At 43.6% G+C, this 17,389-nt stretch carries 17 protein-coding genes; 11 read left to right on the forward strand and 6 right to left on the reverse strand.

Annotated elements, in window-relative coordinates; all coding sequences use genetic code 11:
• Window positions 1–105 precede the first annotated feature (105 nt).
• Window positions 106–798 carry a response regulator transcription factor gene (locus R8O70_RS05995; protein ID WP_005373624.1) on the forward strand — a complete coding sequence of 231 codons (693 nt, stop codon included), beginning with the start codon at window positions 106–108 and terminating at the stop codon, window positions 796–798.
• A gap of 3 nt (window positions 799–801) precedes the next feature.
• Complete coding sequence (locus tag R8O70_RS06000; RefSeq protein WP_258460971.1) at window positions 802–2,124, forward strand: ATP-binding protein; 1,323 nt, start codon at window positions 802–804, stop codon at window positions 2,122–2,124.
• Here the strand turns inward: R8O70_RS06000 and R8O70_RS06005 are convergent.
• Complete coding sequence (locus R8O70_RS06005) at window positions 2,105–2,761, reverse strand: pyridoxamine 5'-phosphate oxidase family protein (protein ID WP_170896917.1); 657 nt, start codon at window positions 2,759–2,761, stop codon at window positions 2,105–2,107. The genes R8O70_RS06000 and R8O70_RS06005 overlap by 20 nt on opposite strands.
• A gap of 100 nt (window positions 2,762–2,861) precedes the next feature.
• Here R8O70_RS06005 and R8O70_RS06010 point away from each other — a divergent pair, with 100 nt between their 5' ends.
• Complete coding sequence (locus tag R8O70_RS06010) at window positions 2,862–4,307, forward strand: PLP-dependent aminotransferase family protein (protein ID WP_258500756.1); 1,446 nt, start codon at window positions 2,862–2,864, stop codon at window positions 4,305–4,307.
• Here the strand turns inward: R8O70_RS06010 and yjeH are convergent, their stop codons facing one another.
• Window positions 4,308–5,570 (reverse strand): L-methionine/branched-chain amino acid transporter, encoded by a 1,263-nt coding sequence (gene yjeH, locus R8O70_RS06015; protein ID WP_258460969.1) that lies wholly within the window; start codon window positions 5,568–5,570, stop codon window positions 4,308–4,310. It lies immediately after the preceding gene.
• Between the two features lie 327 nt (window positions 5,571–5,897).
• Between yjeH and R8O70_RS06020 the strand changes: the two genes are divergently transcribed.
• From R8O70_RS06020 to R8O70_RS06035, 4 genes are all read left to right on the forward strand, one after another.
• Entirely contained in the window at window positions 5,898–6,353 is a 456-nt protein-coding gene (locus R8O70_RS06020) for an Lrp/AsnC family transcriptional regulator (RefSeq protein WP_005373615.1), read from the forward strand.
• Between the two features lie 40 nt (window positions 6,354–6,393).
• Window positions 6,394–7,308: a LysR family transcriptional regulator gene (locus R8O70_RS06025; RefSeq protein ID WP_017819875.1), complete on the forward strand. Its 915-nt coding sequence runs from the start codon at window positions 6,394–6,396 to the stop codon at window positions 7,306–7,308.
• Between the two features lie 109 nt (window positions 7,309–7,417).
• Window positions 7,418–8,032 carry a LysE family translocator gene (locus R8O70_RS06030; RefSeq protein WP_005373611.1) on the forward strand — a complete coding sequence of 205 codons (615 nt, stop codon included), beginning with the start codon at window positions 7,418–7,420 and terminating at the stop codon, window positions 8,030–8,032.
• A gap of 329 nt (window positions 8,033–8,361) precedes the next feature.
• On the forward strand, window positions 8,362–8,691 hold the full coding sequence (locus tag R8O70_RS06035) for a hypothetical protein (RefSeq protein WP_005373609.1): 330 nt from the start codon (window positions 8,362–8,364) through the stop codon (window positions 8,689–8,691).
• Window positions 8,692–8,816: 125 nt separating this feature from the next.
• Here the strand turns inward: R8O70_RS06035 and R8O70_RS06040 are convergent, their stop codons facing one another.
• A complete protein-coding gene (locus R8O70_RS06040) occupies window positions 8,817–9,038 on the reverse strand; it encodes a hypothetical protein (RefSeq protein WP_005373607.1) in 222 nt (73 codons plus the stop codon).
• A gap of 240 nt (window positions 9,039–9,278) precedes the next feature.
• Complete coding sequence (locus tag R8O70_RS06045; protein ID WP_025767937.1) at window positions 9,279–10,712, reverse strand: glyceraldehyde-3-phosphate dehydrogenase; 1,434 nt, start codon at window positions 10,710–10,712, stop codon at window positions 9,279–9,281.
• 615 nt (window positions 10,713–11,327) lie between these two features.
• Here R8O70_RS06045 and R8O70_RS06050 point away from each other — a divergent pair.
• A complete protein-coding gene (locus tag R8O70_RS06050) occupies window positions 11,328–13,964 on the forward strand; it encodes an ATP-binding protein (RefSeq protein WP_136976708.1) in 2,637 nt (878 codons plus the stop codon).
• 68 nt (window positions 13,965–14,032) lie between these two features.
• Here R8O70_RS06050 and R8O70_RS06055 read toward each other — a convergent pair whose 3' ends face one another.
• Both R8O70_RS06055 and R8O70_RS06060 read right to left on the reverse strand, forming a co-directional pair.
• Entirely contained in the window at window positions 14,033–15,376 is a 1,344-nt protein-coding gene (locus tag R8O70_RS06055; protein ID WP_025767935.1) for an MATE family efflux transporter, read from the reverse strand.
• A gap of 121 nt (window positions 15,377–15,497) precedes the next feature.
• On the reverse strand, window positions 15,498–15,812 hold the full coding sequence (locus R8O70_RS06060) for a DUF496 family protein (protein ID WP_005373603.1): 315 nt from the start codon (window positions 15,810–15,812) through the stop codon (window positions 15,498–15,500).
• A 241-nt stretch (window positions 15,813–16,053) separates the two neighbouring features.
• On the opposite strand from R8O70_RS06060, the gene R8O70_RS06065 reads away from it, so the two are divergent.
• From R8O70_RS06065 to R8O70_RS06075, 3 genes are all read left to right on the forward strand, one after another.
• Window positions 16,054–16,257, forward strand: a complete 204-nt coding sequence (locus R8O70_RS06065; protein ID WP_031777159.1) for a hypothetical protein — start codon at window positions 16,054–16,056, stop codon at window positions 16,255–16,257.
• Window positions 16,258–16,422: 165 nt separating this feature from the next.
• A complete protein-coding gene (locus R8O70_RS06070) occupies window positions 16,423–17,073 on the forward strand; it encodes a YceH family protein (protein WP_005373594.1) in 651 nt (216 codons plus the stop codon).
• Window positions 17,070–17,387: a GIY-YIG nuclease family protein gene (locus tag R8O70_RS06075; RefSeq protein ID WP_005373593.1), complete on the forward strand. Its 318-nt coding sequence runs from the start codon at window positions 17,070–17,072 to the stop codon at window positions 17,385–17,387. Before R8O70_RS06070 ends, R8O70_RS06075 begins: the two co-directional genes overlap by 4 nt.
• The last annotated feature ends 2 nt before the right edge of the window (window positions 17,388–17,389 follow it).

The raw sequence follows: 17,389 nt of genomic DNA on the forward strand, positions 1-17,389 counted from the left end.
AAGCGTATGTAAGCCTGCGTTTTATTAAAATTATCATTTAAGTAGGTTGCGCAGTATAGGACGAGCGATATACTCCCTCCATCATATTGGTGGAGTAAATGATTCATGGTGGGTAATACAATCTTACTGGTAGAAGACGACTCTGAGATTGCTCGATTAACCAAAATGTACCTCGAAGCCGAAGGATATACGGTAACTGTCATCGATAACGGTCAAAATGCATTAGAAACGATTAAGGGGCTCAAGCCGGACCTAGTGCTGTTAGATTTGATGTTACCAGGAAAAAATGGCGCAGAAATATGCCAAGAGGCGCGTAAGTTTTATCATGGTATTATCATTGTTTTGACTGCGACCGATGATGAAATGAGCGAGGTGAGCTTATTTAAGTTTGGTGCTGATGATTACCTTACCAAACCGATAAAAGGCAATATCCTTCTCGCCCGTATTGAAGCAGCGTTGCGTCGCTATTGTCGTCAAGTTGATATCGTTGAAGAAGAAAAGCTGAGCCGATATGGCATTAGTCTTTGTCTTCGTCGCTCCCAGGCATTTTATTTGCAAAAAGATATTGGTTTAACGAGTTCTGAGTTTGAAATTTTAGAGCTCCTGATGCTGAATGTCGATAAGCCAGTATCTCGTGAATCATGTTGCCGTCTTGCCCGAGGCATTGAATACTGTATTACTGATCGCTCGATTGATATGCGTATATCCTCACTAAGGAAGAAATTCTCTAAGGCTCATATCCATACGGCTACCATTAAAACCATACGCCACCACGGCTACATGCTGACAGGTAAATGACGCATGTTTTCCCTGTTTACTCGTCTATATGTGGGGTTAGTAACTGGCCTTGCGCTGACTGTTGCTTTGTTTCTCTTTATGGGGGAAGAGTACATGCGCAAAACAGAAGTCGGTGTTTTTTTGAGTGATGGTGCTTATTTTGTCGATCAATACATTGAGCAACGAGGCACTCCGGATTCTCTCTACAAGAAGTTAACCGAAAACGGCAAGCAAGATTTCTTTATCTTTGATTTAACATTGGTTGAAAACTGGGACGGATCACCGCCTTGTCGAGATTGTAATCTGTTGTACCGAATGCAAGGGATACCTGTTTATCTTATTGACGGCAGTACCTATGCTGCGGTATTCCCTTTGCCTAACACTTCGAAGAGTTTAGTTTTCAAAGAAAAAACGGACTTCTTTAGCCCACACGTTGATTGGAATGAAGATTCTGAGATTGTATTTATACTTACTCTGCTTTTGGTTGTTGTATGCAGTTTAGGCATTATGGTTTACATACCTGTACGACGTCTTGACCGCCAAATTCGGCAATTAACGGCTGCGCAACAACAATTTGGTTCTGGTGAGTTGAATACGCGAGTCGATCTAAAGCAATTTTCGCAACCCGTAAAAGAGCTCGCCCAAGGCTTCAACTGCATGTCTGAAGAGATTGAGAGACGAGTGCGCCAAACACACATCTTTACTCAAGCTATTCCTCATGAAGTGCGCACTCCGCTGAGTCGTATTCAGCTAGCGACGGATTTAGCTCGACGCACGAGTGGTGAAATGCAGGCAGAGTTACATGACGATATTGAACGATACGTTGATGTCGTGACGGATTTAACATCCGACATCGTCATGCTGTCTCGCTTGAGTGTGAAAAACCACTCATGGATCGATTCTGTTGAAACCATGGAACTGCCACTTTGGTGTAAAAGCCGCATGAATTACCTAAGCTTAGAGTCCGCCATGTTGAGAGCAGAGAATGAACTCGCGAACCAATTGATTCACTTTCAGCCTACTTTGGGTAACCTCGTCCTCGATAATTTACTGCAAAACGCCAAGCGTTACGGTGAATCCTGCGTTGAGGTGACGATTCGAACGGTAGCGGATTGCTGGAGTATCGATATTGAGGACGATGGCCCGGGCATCCCTGAAGCGATGCGAGAAGAAGTATTTATGCCATTTTCGCGCTTAGACAAAAGCCGCAACGCCGACATGAAAGGCTTTGGTTTAGGGCTTGCCATCGCTACCAGTGCAGCGCGGCAACTGGGGTGGGAGCTTTCTGTCGGCGAGAGTCACTTAGGCGGCGCACGTTTTACGGTGCTTATTCCTGCCAACGGTTAGAGTAGGCTCTGCGGTAGTCTGGCTCAGCGATACCTGCATACAAATCGTCACAAGCTTGCAGTGGACCTACGACGGTTCGGTAGGGTAGGACACCTGCCCAAACAGGAATGTCCATGTCTTCCGCATCGTCGTTGACGCCAAAATTGCTGATTTTCACCGATGCTTCTGTGAGTGGAATACGCAGCAGCATGGTGGCTTTGAGTTCTTTTTCATTACTCAAACGGACTTGTTCTGTTCTCCCCGGAGCGATCTGTTCAATAAAGTGATTCAGCAACCTGTCTTTCTCTTGGTTATCTTCCACCACCTCAAACTGGCCAAAGACCACAGCACTGCGATAATGCGCACTGTGGTGAAACGCACTTCGAGCCAATACCCAACCATCAAACAAAGTAAAGGTTAAGCACGTTTGCACTCCTTGTTTGAGTGAGCGTAACAGTCGACTGTTGTTGGCACCATGGATATACACGTAATCATCGACACGCCATGCCAGCATAGGGATGACCACAGGGCCTGACTCGTTGGTTATCGCAATATGAGCGATTAGGCTTTCATCTATGATGGCGTGCAGTTTGCTAACATCAGAGACGGCTTTATGTGCGCCTTTCTTAATTTCCGTTCTATTGGTGTTGGATAGCATTTTCTCTCCTTGCTTGCTCACGATTACGAGCGATTTATCCTCATTCTTTGATTGCAATGTAGCGTTTAACTGGTAGCTTAAAGAGAGCCAGTTTTAACTAATGGATGGATCCAGTTTGTCTTTGATTGATATCGGTGACCTACATTTAAAAGACAGTGAAGGAACGCGTCAGCAAGCGTTGTTTTTGGCTATTCGCAAGAAAATTGTTCAAGGACTGTGGGTGAAGAATGGGAAGCTGCCTTCTACGCGGAAGCTTTCACAAGAGCTTAATCTAAGTAGGAATACCGTGATTTCTGCCTACGAACAGTTAGTGGCGGAAGGGTACTTGAACAGCCAAAAAGGTTCTGGCTTTTATGTTGCCGTAGAACTGCCAGAGCAGTACTTGCCTGAACCTAGTTCAGTTCAGAGAGACTCATCACCGAAAGCTCACTTTGATATCAACCGCGCATTTGCACCGGGTGTACCGGATTTGGACGCATTTCCGATGGCGCAATGGCAAAAGTTACTCACTCGCCATATGTCTCGTGCTTGCTTGCTGGGTAATCAAGATATTCAGGGTAGTTGGGCATTGCGCTGTGCTTTAGCTGACTACCTCGCATCAAGCCGTTCAGTGAATTGTTCTCCAGAGCGCATTATTATTACCTCTGGGGCGCAGCAAGCGTTGTCAATTGCGACGATGGTAGTGCTCAAACAAGGTGATAAGGTTCTGATGGAGCAACCAGGTTACGCGCAAATGCGGAAGTTGATTCAGTTCCAAAACTATCAATTTGAGCCTTTGTTCGTAAGAGAGAAATTAGGTTTTGATGTGGAAGCGGTGACCTCAAGCGATGCCGATGCGCTGTATATTACACCAAGTAATCAATATCCGATGGGCACCACACTCAATACCGAGCAAAGAGGAAAGATCATCAACTGGGCGGTCGAACAATCAAGTTGGATCATCGAGGATGATTATGACAGCGAATTTCAGTTTGCTCATCGTCCCTATACCAGCTTACAGGGGCTAGCAGCTCAAATGGGTCGAGATGATCGTGTGTTGTATGTGGGTTCCTTCAGTAAAGTGATGTTTAACGGATTGCGGCTTGGCTACCTTGTAGTTCCTGAACGTTTAGTAGAGCAATGTTTAGTGGTTAAGGATGCGTTAAGTGGTGATTCGCCGACGCATACACAAGAAGCATTGGCAGACTTTATTACTGAAGGTGGGTTATTACGTCATATTCGAAAAATGCGTCGACTGTACAAAACTAAGCATGAACAGGTGCATGTATCCATTCAACAGCATTTTGGCGACCGTGTTTGCGTCGTTAGTCAAGCGGCGGGGCTTCATGTTACGTTGAAATGGCAAGACGGTATGGATGAGCAGCGTTTTATAAAACTAGCAGAGCATGAAGGGATCATCTTGCGACCTTTGAGCTATTATGAACACCCAGATTTTCAAGCACGTCACTGGCATGGTGCCGTGCTTGGTTACGGCAATATCGCGTTAGAGAACATAGACGCTGGTATCCAACGTTTAGCTCACATATTTCGAAATGGGAAGCGATGACTATTCAACTACACGTGTTTGTCGCTTATGTCGCCACTGTTTCCAAGGCAGTAAAAGTAGAGTAAAAATGCCAAGTGCATAAAACATTGACCAGCCTAAACATATAAAAACACCGGTACAAAGCAGTAGGGACAGTCCCGCAAGTGTTTTACCAAATCCTCGAAGCAATTTAAAAGCGGCTAACATCGCCAACATGTAAACTAGAACGAATACACTGTTTGCGAGTTTTAGGAAAAACTCCAGATCGAGCTGTGATAGGGTTCCTATCACACAAGATATCAATAATATACCGCCAACTAATATGGTGGCTGAGAAAGGGACACCACGACGCGAAATCTTGGCTAGTGGACTAGAAGGACGATGTTCACGAGCTTGAGCCCAGACCATTCGCGCTAGGCTCTGTGTGTATAAGTTTACGCTCGCGAAACAAGCGGAGAAACCTATCAAGCTGATTATCCATTTGGCTCCATCGCCTAGTAGTTGGGCACTAAGCCAGGGGATGGATGCGTTATCAAATTGAGCGTTACCATACGCGCCAAATTTTAAAATAACGACAGAGCATGTCCAATAGGTAGCCCCTGCTACAAAACAACCGACCACAATGGCAATAGGGAAATCTCTTTGAGGGTTTTTGAACTCTTCCCCCATATGGGCAAAAGCCTCTATGCCAACAAAACACCAGAACATCACGCCTAACGCTGCGGTAATAGGCCAAATTGACTCTTGTGTGATGGCGGGCATCACAAGATCGGCGCTGTTAACGTCGCCTTTCCATAAAAATGCGCCAACAAGTGCGAAGATACTCAAAGCAATAAGAGTTTGTAAATGACCTGATGATTTTGTGCCCATCAAGTTGACGAACACAAGAAGTACTACCGTGAGAACTTGTGCAAACAGATTGTTGCTAATAGGCTCTGGCAATATTTGTTGTAGAAAGCCTGCGGCGAGTGCAATCGCGGCCGGAACCCCTACCGGAATGACACTAACAAATAGCCAAGCGACACTACTTTCCAGCTTGGCGTTAAAGGCTTTGCGTACAAAAAAGGCTGTTCCGCCCGCGTTGGGGTATCGTTTACCCAGTTGAGCAAAAGTCAGCGCAATAGGACAAATCGCGATGAACAATAAAATCCAAGCCCATAGTGAAAAATGGCCAGCTATACCTGCTGCGATAGCCGGGATCATAAACAGCCCAGTTCCCATTAATGTGGTGGATAATTGTGCGATACCTGATGTGAGTGAAATGTCTTTTTTGAGCTCTTCCATGCGAATTGATTCATCCAATGTTATGAGGCTTATTACGAAAAAGCTTGTGGCTTCTGGTTATTTCGTTTTATGTGTTTAAGCGATGCTATTTATGTGCTGAGTACTTAAGTTGGGAATTTGATTTCAATGTGTTATCTATTTTCTGTTGAAATGGATAACAGCACTCATCTCATGCCCGCCAAATAGCATATCCAAAATGTTAATAACAAAATGATTTACTAAACCGTCAATATGACGGTTGTTTTAAATAATTCCAACAAAATGTTGGTTTCTTATGCAGTTAGAATCGGTATAGAATGAGAAAAATAAGGAAAGCTTGGTAACGGTATGGACAAGTTTGATCATAAGATTGTGGATCTGCTCAGGCACAACGCTCGGCTGTCGGTGACTGAAATTGCGGATAAAGTAAACCTTTCTCGTTCTGCGGTAACGGCCCGTATTCGTAAGCTAGAGCATGACAAAGTGATTCTAGGGTATCACGCTGAAATTGCACCTTCGGGTGGGGATTCGATTTGCGCCTATTTTGCCTTAAAGTTCGATAAATCAACCTCTACGTATTATTGCGAATCATACGCGGACGAGTTATACAAAATTGATGGCGTAAAATGGTGTCATGCGATCAGCGGTGAGACGGACATGATGGTTTTTGTCGAAGTGCCTACGATGGCTCGCTTGAACGAAATCAGAGATCAAATTCAACGATATCCAGAGCTTCGAAACCTGATGACTCATACCGTCTTAGCTGAATTCTTTAACACGACTGGGAACCTGTTTGTGAAGTGACCATGAATGGATGCCATGTTGAAAACCCCTCTGAGCGAATATGTTAAACAACATTAATTTGAATCTACTTAGATCCTTGCATGTACTTTTAGAGGAGTGTCATGTCAGCCGGACCGCAGACCGTTTGCACATTACGCAGTCTGCCGTCAGTCGACAGCTTGCACAATTGCGCGATCTGTGTGGTGACCCACTGCTTATTCGTCAAGGTAATCAACTGATACCAACGCCACGAGCAATAGCGTTAAAATCAAAGCTTGATGCATTACTGGCTGAGTTTGACCATTTACTCGATGACCAACCTTTTGAGCCGCGGCAGTGGCAAGGTGAGCTTGTTATTGCTTCTAGTGACTACGTGGCGCAATACGTATTGCCCGATATTGCCTCTCACTTGGGTGAACAAGCGCCACAGCTAGATATGGCGTACCGACTGTGGCAACCCAACTTTCTTGATAAACTTCATGAGACGGGCATCCATATCGCGTCTTCTATGTATCCAGAAAAACCACAGAGTGTGTCGAGCGTTAAAATTGGTGAGGATTCATCAGTTTGTTTGATGAAATCTTCTCATCCGTTAGCAAAGCAGGACCAGATCAGTATTGAAGACTTGATTTCATATTCACACATCAAAGTGACTGGCGGCGGAGACAAAGATTCCTACACTGATTTAGCATTGAAAGAGCTAGGGCACACCCGCCACGTTACCTTTAAGGTTCCATTCTTCTCTGCTGCGATCAATCGCTTAGTTGCAAGTGAGCACCTGATGGTGGCTCCTGAACATATTGCCGTTAACCTCGCTAAGCATTGGGACTTAACCCATAAAGCATTACCACTCGAAACACCCATTCATCAATATTGGTTAATGTGGCACCCCAAATACGACACGGATCCTGCGCATAAATGGGTGCGAGAAGAGATTCGCTCAGTAATGCAAATTTCTGAATATTCCATTCGCTAACACGTACACCGTTTAGCTATGACTTGAAGTCATGATTAGTATGAATAACTTTGATTTCTAATTATACCTCTTCCGTTGATAGAGTGAGCTTCAAAGAGGGGAGATTCTTATGACACTAACAGTTTGGTTATCACTTTTTACCGTGTGTTTATTAGGGGCTATGTCACCAGGTCCCAGCTTAGCTATTGTCGCTAAGCACTCGTTGGCTGGTGGACGTATCAATGGATTAGCTACGGCTTGGGCTCATGCGTTTGGCATTGGTATATATGCGTTTATTACCTTGATTGGTCTCGCTGTTGTTTTGCAGCAAAGCCCGATGCTGTTCAAGACGATTAGCCTTGTGGGTGCGGCATATCTTGCGTATTTAGGGTTTAATGCTTTGCGTTCAAAAGGTGGTGTGGCTGCGAAGTTGGAGTCAGGTGAGGAGACAACGGTAATCCAGTCTGCGCGAGAAGGCTTTTTTATCTCGATTTTAAGTCCCAAAATTGCTTTGTTTTTTATCGCATTATTCAGTCAGTTTGTCGCGCTCGGTAATGATTTGAGTAATCAGATGATCATTGTTGCCACGCCGTTTGTTGTGGATGGGCTTTGGTACACCTTTATTACCCTAGTGCTATCGAGCTCTAAAGTCGTTGACAGAATTCGCTCTAAGGCAGTGTTGATTGATCGTTTGTCAGGGGTAGTACTCATGCTGCTGGCTCTTAGAGTGGTCGTAACGGTATAGACAAGCTCGCAAGACAGAAATACTAAAAGCAGCCCGTGTGGCTGCTTTTTTGTCTACTCTCAGTAACCCTTACACAATTTACGTAATTCTGACGCTAAACGTTGCTAAAATTAATATTATCAATAGTGTTACTTTGGTTCATATTCTCATTTGCTGTGAAAGCTACTTTCCAACGCATTGTTATAATGAGAACGATAGCCACTTAACGTTAATACTAACAGTGTCGCATATTAAGTCGAGAGTGCTTTATTGGATAAAAACGGACTTTCCTCTTACTTACCCTATGAAAGGGGTAGAGACTCCATGACCGTTTAGAAGGTGAGAGCAATATGCAAAGAATAGTAGATTTAGCTCCAGTAGTAATTTTGACCAGTGTTTGCAGCGTTGCTTGGATATTCTTTTCAACAAAGAGCATTTGGGTGTTTTTTGAACTGTTTGTATTTACGATGCTTGGCTTTGGCCTTTTGTACGGGTTACTACAAAAGGCTGATCCTAAACACTTTGACTTTGTTTTAAATCACATCGATGAAATTAAGAAGGAAGGCAAAGATGCTTGCCTAAGCGGCGCTCCGAAAGAATCCAACCCATACTCTGGTGTCGATGGTGATTTATGGGAGGCTGGTTACACAGCCTCCTACAACAAAAAGATAAAGCAATAAACCGCTAGGTGCTTATTCAATATTGTGCTTTTCAAAAAAGCACCCTGCCATTTTAAGGACAGGGTGAAAGCAAGAAGTTTCTCAGGAGCTGTCGGGGGAGAGAAACTCATCTAAATCTTATTTACTTACCGGCGAACCTCTTCAAATTCACCTTCAATCGCATCTGCTTTACCTGTATTAAACTCATATTCTTCGTGCATTTCTCTCTGCATTTTCTTGACGCGCTTTTCAATACGCTTGCCGGTAATTAATGCTGCGATGGTCAACGGAATCGCAATAATCAAGCTAAATACTAATGTAAAAAAGCCGGTAATCAGTGCTAGTGCAGTTACAATAATCCGATTCATAATCATGACCTCTCTGTAATTTATGTGCTCAGATTAATGCTGTGAACATGAACAAAACATGAATGCTGACGTTCACTTTGTCCGGAGAGTGTCAAATGAATGAAACGAAAAAACGCCTGAGGGTGATCAGGCGTATAAACGGGGAAAAATATTAGTAATGCGCATGGCGCTTATTATTTAGAACAAATATGAGATATTGTCCGCTACGCTATGTGGTTAACGTTGTGGAGCAAAGTTCACCTATCGAGGGAATGTTTGGTAACGAACACCCATCATTTGTTCCATACAGTGCACAACTTGGCAGCTGTAACCGAATTCGTTGTCGTACCAGATGTAAAGTACACAACGCTTGTCTTGTGCGATAGTCGCTTGACCATCTACGACGCCTGCATGACGAGAACCAACTAAGTCAGTTGATACAATTTCTGTTGAATCGGTGTAGTCAATCTGTGCCGAAAGCTCAGAGTTCAACGCCATTTCACGCAAGTAATCGTTCAGTGAATCACGGTCTACGTCTTCACCTAAGTTTAGATTAGCGACTGCCATAGATACGTTTGGTGTCGGTACGCGAATCGCGTTGCCTGTTAGCTTGCCTGCAAGCTCTGGCAATGCTTTAGCAACTGCTTTTGCCGCACCTGTTGAAGTCAGAACCATGTTTAGTGAAGCACTACGTCCGCGACGGTCACCAGAGTGGAAGTTGTCGATCAAATTTTGGTCGTTTGTGTATGAGTGCACGGTTTCAATATGGCCAGAAAGAACACCATATTTATCGTTCAGAGCCTTAAGGACTGGCGTGATTGCATTTGTTGTACAGCTTGCCGCAGAGATGATGGTGTCATCTTCTTTAATTACCGACTCATTTACACCGAATACAACGTTTTTGATGTCACCTTTACCTGGTGCTGTTAGCAGTACTTTCTCTGCGCCTTTACACGCTAAGTGTTGGCTCAGGCCTTCAGAATCACGCCAAACACCTGTGTTATCAACAACTAGCGCGTTATTGATACCGAAAGCTGAGTAATCCACTTCGCTTGGGTTATTTGCGTAGATGATTTGGATGTAGTTGCCGTTAACGATCAGTGCTTTACGCTCTTCATCGATAACAATGCTACCGTTGAACTGACCGTGAACTGAGTCACGACGCAGCAAGCTAGCACGCTTCTCCAAATCGCCTTTTTTACCGCCACGAACCACAATCGCACGTAGTCTTAGTGGGTAACCTGGACCACTTTTCTCAATGAGAAGGCGAGTAAGTAGTCGACCAATGCGACCAAACCCGTAAAGAACCACATCACGCGCTTTCAATGAAGAATCTGCGTCGCGAGCGCCATCAAGTGCAGTGATAAGGAAATCGTTTAGAGAGCTTGTATCGTCATGTTCATTCCAGTACATAGTTGCCAATTGGCCAACATCGACACGGCATGAAGAAATGCTCATTTCACAAAGCGCTTGAATAATAGGCATCGTGTGCTCAAGCGAAAGTGGGTTACCGGTATAACGTCTTGCAACGCGATGAGTTTTGAGAATGTCTATAGTAGTAGCATTAATAAGCGTTTTACCAAACAGAACCACTTCGATTCCTTTTTGACGATATAGCTTACCAATTAGAGGGGAAATAGATTCAGCAATCGTTTGGCTAGTTTGCCAGTCTTGGAGATATTTCTCTGGACTCATTGTTGTATTAGACCTTTCACGTTTTGGGGGCTAACCATACTCTCTGCTGTTGCCTCTTCGGCAGCGTGCAAGAGTGTGGTGGGTTATGTAATCGGGTTGTAATAGTTATGTGTGCGGATTCTAAGGTCGGAGTCCTTATTCTGCTAGGAAAATTAAATCCAGTGTAAAACACTACTTAAGGGGACGTTAGTGGTGGATTAATGTGACTAAAGCAGTGGTTTTCACGTATTGACATTTAGAAAGTAACTTACTTTTTTTGCGATGATAACGTTTGCTTTCAAATTAGTTTTGTTGACAAAAATGGATATTTTGCATTTTTGTGTGATTTGACTCGATAAGGCAACTCAATAGGTAAACATACAATAGATGATTTCCTGAAAAGTGAGGCGACTCTTAGTTGTGAGTGAAACTTTATTGTTTGCATCCAACTTTAAGATCAAAAAATATGACTTGAATCACAATTTCCACTTCATTAGCCGATGATAAAATACTCACAATAACCATAATCCAGGTAGGTGAATGTTGTTTGAAAGTAACAATGTCGTATATGCCTTTCAATGCAAGAAACTAGTCTAATATTAAATAAACGGATGAAATCAACCATTAGGCTGATGGATGTTGAGATTATCAATAAAAACACGCTTAGCACTCCTCGCACTATTACCCGCTGTGGTAATAGTGGTGTTTGCAGTTCAGCAGTTTTCTGATAATGCGTTGCGCGTGAGCCGTCTCAATCAAACGGTTAGCAATATTCAAGGTTTCCAATTGATATCCAAGGCCTCCCACTTTATTTACTCCATAGAGAAAGTACGCCGACAGCCTGATCTTCAAGTCTCTGCAGCCATTAATATTGAAGAACAAGGTGAAGTTATTTCTTCTTTGCATCAAAAGTTTGTGAGTAACCCTAATACTGCTGAGTATGCTGATGAACTGAAAGAAGCCATGCTGGGGGTATTGTCAGGTAGATTGAGTGAGATGGACGACCTGGGTGATTGGACATTTCAACAGCTCCAAAATATGTCGCGCTCTTTGTTGCAAAATCATCAATGGTATGGCAGTGACGATGGCATTCGCATGCAAAATTTTATTGCCTACCTTGCTCAGCTCTCTTTTTGGACACAGAAAGAAGCTTGGCTGACGAACCGTTTAGTCCAAGACCCTAAGAGTCGGCTAAGTCAAAGCATGTTTTATCAGGCGATTGACCGACAGCAGCAAAATTTGGATGCGTTTTTAAACTTAGGTGGGTCATACGAGCAAGTGGATAAATTGCTTGGCTTGTTTACTTCGCCGAGATATCAGAGAAACTTGGCGTCTCGCGGACAATTAATATCAGGAGACATGTCACAAAGTGACTACGCCGCGTATTTAAAAGAACTCGATTTTCGTGTGCAGCGCTTACAAGTGCTCATCGATGGGTTCACCAAACAAACTGAGCAGTCGCTTCTCACGCAGGTTCATGAACAAAAGGCCAATATAGCCATGATCAGTTTTGGCGTTGCCTTAGTGGTTATCCTGCTTTGTTGGCTCGGATTTAGTACTTGGTTCCGCGTTAACAGCAAACTCGATGCGATCATTCATACTTTAAACGCGTTGATCAACTCCGAAGAGAAGCAAACAAAAGTCAAAGTTGATGGAAGTGATGAACTGACCATTTTTGCTCAGCAAGTGAATCGAGTGGTTGAAGAAATGCAGAGACAAACTGAAGAAATACTGCATGCAAAAGAGTCAGCAGTATCGGCTAATCGTGCAAAATCTGTGTTTCTTGCCAACATGTCACATGAAATCCGCACGCCCCTTAACGGGATCATGGGCATGACAGAAATACTCTCTCAAAGTGAGTTGTCTTCGCATCAACAAGAAGTTGTTGATGACATTGACTCCTCATCTCAAACACTGCTTACTTTACTTAACGATATATTGGATCTCTCTAAAATAGAGTCTGGACGATTGGAGCTGTCACTAGTAGAAGCGGATATCCGAGAAGTCGTGTATCAGTCGATGATTTTATTCCAATCCAAAGCAACATCTAAACAGCTAAAGTTAGGTATTAATTTAGCTGAAAATATCCCCATTCGCGTGATGGTCGATGATCATCGTGTCAAACAGGTAGTTACGAATCTGGTATCGAATGCGGTTAAGTTTACCGAAAGTGGGCATGTATGCGTTGATGTTAGTTATGAGGAGTTACTTGAGAAAGAACGTGGAGTGCTGAAGTTTAAAGTAGAAGATACCGGAATAGGCATTGATCAAGATAAGTTAACCACGATTTTTGAACCCTTTACTCAGGAAGATGAAGGAGTGTCGAGGCAATTTGGCGGCACAGGGTTGGGTTTGGCTATTTGTTGTCAGCTTGTGTCGATGATGGGGGGCAAGCTCGTAGCAACATCTACAAAAGGAGTGGGAACATGCTTTGAGTTCTCGATTGAGGTTGAAGCAATTCCGGTGTTTGGCTGGCGTTCGGAGGTAATTAATAAAGGGCTTTTGATCTGCTCAAATTACGACTACGCCGACCAAGTATTAAAAGAGTGTCGCTTAGCGAAAATCAATCTCTTTGGTGTTAATAATGTGAATGAAGTGCAAGCGATAAATGATGACTTTGATGTCATATTTCTGTGCCACAGTAACGACGCTAATACCGATGAAATCTTGGATAATCTATCATTTAATTACGATCTTCGCCGTGTGATTATTTGCCAGCATCATTTATCCACTCCCTACGAAAATGCAGAAAAAGTACATGCCGTACTCACATTACCTTTCCTTGGCAATCGATTTAAGCATGTCATTGATGATTTAGCTAAGGTTGAAAAGACTATATCAAGTGACAATGTCACCAATAATGTTGTCAGCTCTGAATATCGAGCGTCGCGCTCTCATCGGAGGATCTTAATTGCGGAGGATAACTTGATGAACCAGAAAATAGCGAGTTTCTTTCTGGATAAAGCAGGTTATGACTATTTGATAACAAGCAACGGTCAAGAAGCGTTAGAAGCCATCACAAAGGGAGAAGAATTCGATGCAATTTTAATGGACTGCATGATGCCCGTGATGGATGGACTGACCGCGACGAAAGAAATTCGTCGTTGGGAAAAGAAAGCAGGACGTGAAAAAACAATGATTATCGCACTCACTGCGAGTGTTTTGGAAGAAGACATCCACAACTGTTTTGCGGCAGGCATGGATGCTTATTTACCTAAGCCGTATAAATCGAACCAGTTATTTGAGCTCTTTAGTGAATTAAAACTCGCCTAGCTAACATTTCAACTTAGACAAGGCGTCAAAACGATAAAGCCCCACTTCAGGGGCTTAGTTCTGATTATTCATTGTTGTGCGTTGGCTTGAGCGCCTGCGAGTTTGCGTATGGTTTGGCGATAGGTTAGGTATGCGGAAACACCAGCTAACAGGTTGCCGATACAAGCGCCTAAGAGTAAACCTCGGATTCCATCCATTTGAGCGCCAACCCACAAGCACGGTAGGAAAAAGACAAACAAGCGCAGCGCTGAAATAGTGAGCGCGGTGTAAGATTTGCCTAATGCATTACAAAGAGAAACCATTAGCATACAAACCCCTAATGAACCCAAACTGATCGGCACTATCAGTAAATGCATTTCCAAGACTTGCTCCACTTGCACATCACTTGTCATCAATAATGCGAGTGGGTTTGCGACGGCAAATGTAATGGCAGCAATCAAAAGTTGGAAACCTAGAATGAATTTTACGGCAATACTGACGAGCCTTTGGATATCTTCATAGTTCTTTGCCCCAAGTAAGCGTCCAACCATTGGAGGCATAGACATTGTCAGCGCCAAGACCGAAACGATAGCAAAGAACTCATAGCGTGAACCAAGCGCCCAAGCGGCGACTGCTGCGGTTCCAAAGCTTGCCAATAATTTTGTTGCTAGCATGGAAGACAACGGTGGCAGCAGTTGGCTAATCATCGCAGGGCCCATAATGTTACCGATAGATGCAACACTTTTGGCTACGTTAAGATCTTGCCATTGTGTCGTTGCCCAGTGATTCTTTTTCACGCGAGGAGCGACGACTAAAATACCAAACCCAAAAGCGACGATGGTTGCTATTGCCGCTCCGTTAATACCCAAGTCAAACGTGAAAATAAATAGCGGATCGAGCACAAGGTTCACGCCGCTGGTTATCATCATCATTGTGCCAGGTAACATTGTATTGCCATTAGCTCGGCAGATACTGTAGTAAAAATACAAAACTGCACCAGTCCATGAGCTTAATAACCACCAAGGCCAGTAACTGTCGATTATCGGCATAACAGATTCTGGAGCGCTTAATAGAGCTAAAATGGGGTAGCGCAAAAGCCAAATTAGCCCGCCAAAAATAGCGACACCAATTGAGCCGATCATCAATACCAATCCGCCAAGTTGTTTGGCATACCGACTTTCATTCGCCCCAAGAGCTTTAGAAATGACCGCTGTCGTTGCGATCCCTAGACCGACTTGAATACCGATAATGACCATTTGCAAAGGCAGAGTGAAACCTTGAGCGGCTAACGGTAAAACGCCGAGCTGACCGATAAACGCACTATCCACAAGCTGAAAGCTCATTAAAGACAGAACGCCAAATAGCATTGGCCAGGTCATCGTAAATAATTGTTTTGCAAGCGTTGGTTGTGTACTTGTCGTAGTTGAAGACATAGAAAGCTGAATGCGTTAGGAATAAGAGTTAGATTGATTGTACACGGCGGTTAGTTTAGAGACAAAAATAAACCCCGAGGAAGATATTCTTGCTCGGGGTTCGAAAATCTAGCTTACGCGTTTATTTTTTGCCGCTAGTTTGCTTGTCTTCTTCAGTCAGCTCACGAATGCGACGGCTGATGTCACGACGTGCTTTAGAGATCTCAGCGCTTTTAATGATGTGGTCATCAACACGATCTTCATAGTCTGCTTTCATATTTTTGATGATTGCGACGATTTCATCGTGAGTCATTTCTGGTTTGATGTAGTCTAGAAGGTTTTCTAGAAGATCAACACGTTTACGGTTATCACGAACTTTCTTCTCGTTATCAAGAAGCTCACGTTTTAGTTTGTTTTTACGACGAGCTTGGTTAACGATTTCAAATACGCTACTCATAGTTCTCTTTCCTAATTTTATGAATATCTTCCTCGATTAAAGCACAACATCCAGTGGCATAACAGTCTTTAGATCAATAGCAATGCAGAGTTGAACATTTCTCAACCAATTGCGTTGTGTCCATATAATCGTGCTGCTTTCTTCGAGTTTTGGCCAACATTGTAGAATCCATCGATTCATTGTCATAACGTGGCCTTCACTATATTATCAACACCATTGAATGCAAAATGATGAACTTGATATGGACTCTGGTAACACTGCGGAGCAAGTAAATAGTCAAGATAATGAGCAAGTCACTCGCTCTGTGGCTGAAAAGTTAAAAACGGCGTATATCAACGCCCGTGAGCAACTCGAAATCATCGAAGTTGAGCTTAATCGTTCAAAAATAATGATGGTCGACCAAGATGGCAATTTGACGAGAGTGCCGATTCTCTCGGAGCATTGATACCTGACCCTATTCGTAAGGGGTGTCAGGTCTTACGCTATGCTTTAGCCTGACACCAACACCTGAACCGCTAACGCTTCTTGCACTGCTGTGTGAATTTATGGCGTATGATTTCGAAGCGATTTAGGTACAAAGTCAAATGCAAAAATAATAAGGAAATGCATTATGAAAGTTGAGCTAACGGCAATTGAAGCACGAGTTATTGGTTGCTTGATCGAAAAAGAAGTCACTACCCCAGATCTTTACCCCCTCAGCCTAAACGCATTAACCAACGCGTGTAATCAAAAAAGCAACCGTGATCCCGTGATGTCACTCTCTGAGTCAGACGTTCTCGATGCCGTTGATGCTCTTATTGAGCGCAGGCTCGTCAGTGACGAAAGTGCGTTCAACAGCCGCGTCAGCAAGTATCAACACCGTTTCTGTAATACGGAATTTGGTGATTTAAAGCTGACAGAGCAGGAGAAGGGCATTGTATGCTGTATGCTTTTGCGCGGTGCTCAAACACCTGGGGAAATTCGTACTCGTACTAATCGTCTCGCGACATTTCATGATGTAAAAGAAGTGGAAACGGTCCTTGAGCATTTAGCAAGCGAAGAGAAAGGACCATTAGTGGTCAAATTACCACGTGAGGCTGGTAAGCGGGAGTCGCGTTATATGCATTTGTTCTGTGGTGATGTTGATGCGTCCGAACTTGCAGCGCCTGTGTCTGCTGCAAGCTCGAGCTCCGATCGAGTAAGCCAGCTAGAGCTCGAAGTCGCTCAGCTGAAAGAAGAGCTGGATGAATTAAAAGCTAAGGTTGAGTCACTGCTTTCATGATGGAAAATACAACGCAGCGTTGGAGTGTCTACCTGATACGAAATAACCGCAACGCGTTGTATTGTGGTGTTACCAATGATGTTGAACGAAGATTCAATCAGCACCAAACCGGAAAAGGAGCGAAAGCTTTGAAGGGAAAAGGCCCTTTGGTATTGGAATGGTCATCGGATTTTGACTCAAAGACGCTTGCCATGCGAGCAGAGTACTATATTAAGCAACTAACTAAAGCGAAAAAAGAGCTGCTCGTTATGTCAAAAGCAAATATTGTCGTCGACGAACATCAACAAATGATGTTAGAGATAGTGGCACTCTGATA

It is taken from the genome of Vibrio sp. 779(2023) (assembly GCF_033344285.1).
Classification (GTDB): Bacteria; Pseudomonadota; Gammaproteobacteria; order Enterobacterales; family Vibrionaceae; genus Vibrio; species Vibrio alginolyticus.

What these genes read in the sequence shown, in the direction of transcription:
- R8O70_RS06060 (WP_005373603.1), bottom strand. Translation starts at nt 15,812, where the DNA reads ATGAGTAGCGTATTTGAAATCGTTAACCAAGCTCGTCGTAAAAACAAA.
- R8O70_RS06005 (WP_170896917.1), bottom strand. Translation starts at nt 2,761, where the DNA reads ATGCTATCCAACACCAATAGAACGGAAATTAAGAAAGGCGCACATAAA.
- R8O70_RS06035 (WP_005373609.1), top strand. Translation starts at nt 8,362, where the DNA reads ATGCAAAGAATAGTAGATTTAGCTCCAGTAGTAATTTTGACCAGTGTT.
- yjeH (WP_258460969.1), bottom strand. Translation starts at nt 5,570, where the DNA reads ATGGAAGAGCTCAAAAAAGACATTTCACTCACATCAGGTATCGCACAA.
- R8O70_RS06020 (WP_005373615.1), top strand. Translation starts at nt 5,898, where the DNA reads ATGGACAAGTTTGATCATAAGATTGTGGATCTGCTCAGGCACAACGCT.
- R8O70_RS05995 (WP_005373624.1), top strand. Translation starts at nt 106, where the DNA reads ATGGTGGGTAATACAATCTTACTGGTAGAAGACGACTCTGAGATTGCT.
- R8O70_RS06050 (WP_136976708.1), top strand. Translation starts at nt 11,328, where the DNA reads ATGTTGAGATTATCAATAAAAACACGCTTAGCACTCCTCGCACTATTA.
- R8O70_RS06075 (WP_005373593.1), top strand. Translation starts at nt 17,070, where the DNA reads ATGATGGAAAATACAACGCAGCGTTGGAGTGTCTACCTGATACGAAAT.
- R8O70_RS06025 (WP_017819875.1), top strand. Translation starts at nt 6,394, where the DNA reads ATGTTAAACAACATTAATTTGAATCTACTTAGATCCTTGCATGTACTT.
- R8O70_RS06040 (WP_005373607.1), bottom strand. Translation starts at nt 9,038, where the DNA reads ATGAATCGGATTATTGTAACTGCACTAGCACTGATTACCGGCTTTTTT.
- R8O70_RS06000 (WP_258460971.1), top strand. Translation starts at nt 802, where the DNA reads ATGTTTTCCCTGTTTACTCGTCTATATGTGGGGTTAGTAACTGGCCTT.
- R8O70_RS06030 (WP_005373611.1), top strand. Translation starts at nt 7,418, where the DNA reads ATGACACTAACAGTTTGGTTATCACTTTTTACCGTGTGTTTATTAGGG.
- R8O70_RS06055 (WP_025767935.1), bottom strand. Translation starts at nt 15,376, where the DNA reads ATGTCTTCAACTACGACAAGTACACAACCAACGCTTGCAAAACAATTA.
- R8O70_RS06045 (WP_025767937.1), bottom strand. Translation starts at nt 10,712, where the DNA reads ATGAGTCCAGAGAAATATCTCCAAGACTGGCAAACTAGCCAAACGATT.
- R8O70_RS06010 (WP_258500756.1), top strand. Translation starts at nt 2,862, where the DNA reads ATGGATGGATCCAGTTTGTCTTTGATTGATATCGGTGACCTACATTTA.
- R8O70_RS06070 (WP_005373594.1), top strand. Translation starts at nt 16,423, where the DNA reads ATGAAAGTTGAGCTAACGGCAATTGAAGCACGAGTTATTGGTTGCTTG.
- R8O70_RS06065 (WP_031777159.1), top strand. Translation starts at nt 16,054, where the DNA reads ATGGACTCTGGTAACACTGCGGAGCAAGTAAATAGTCAAGATAATGAG.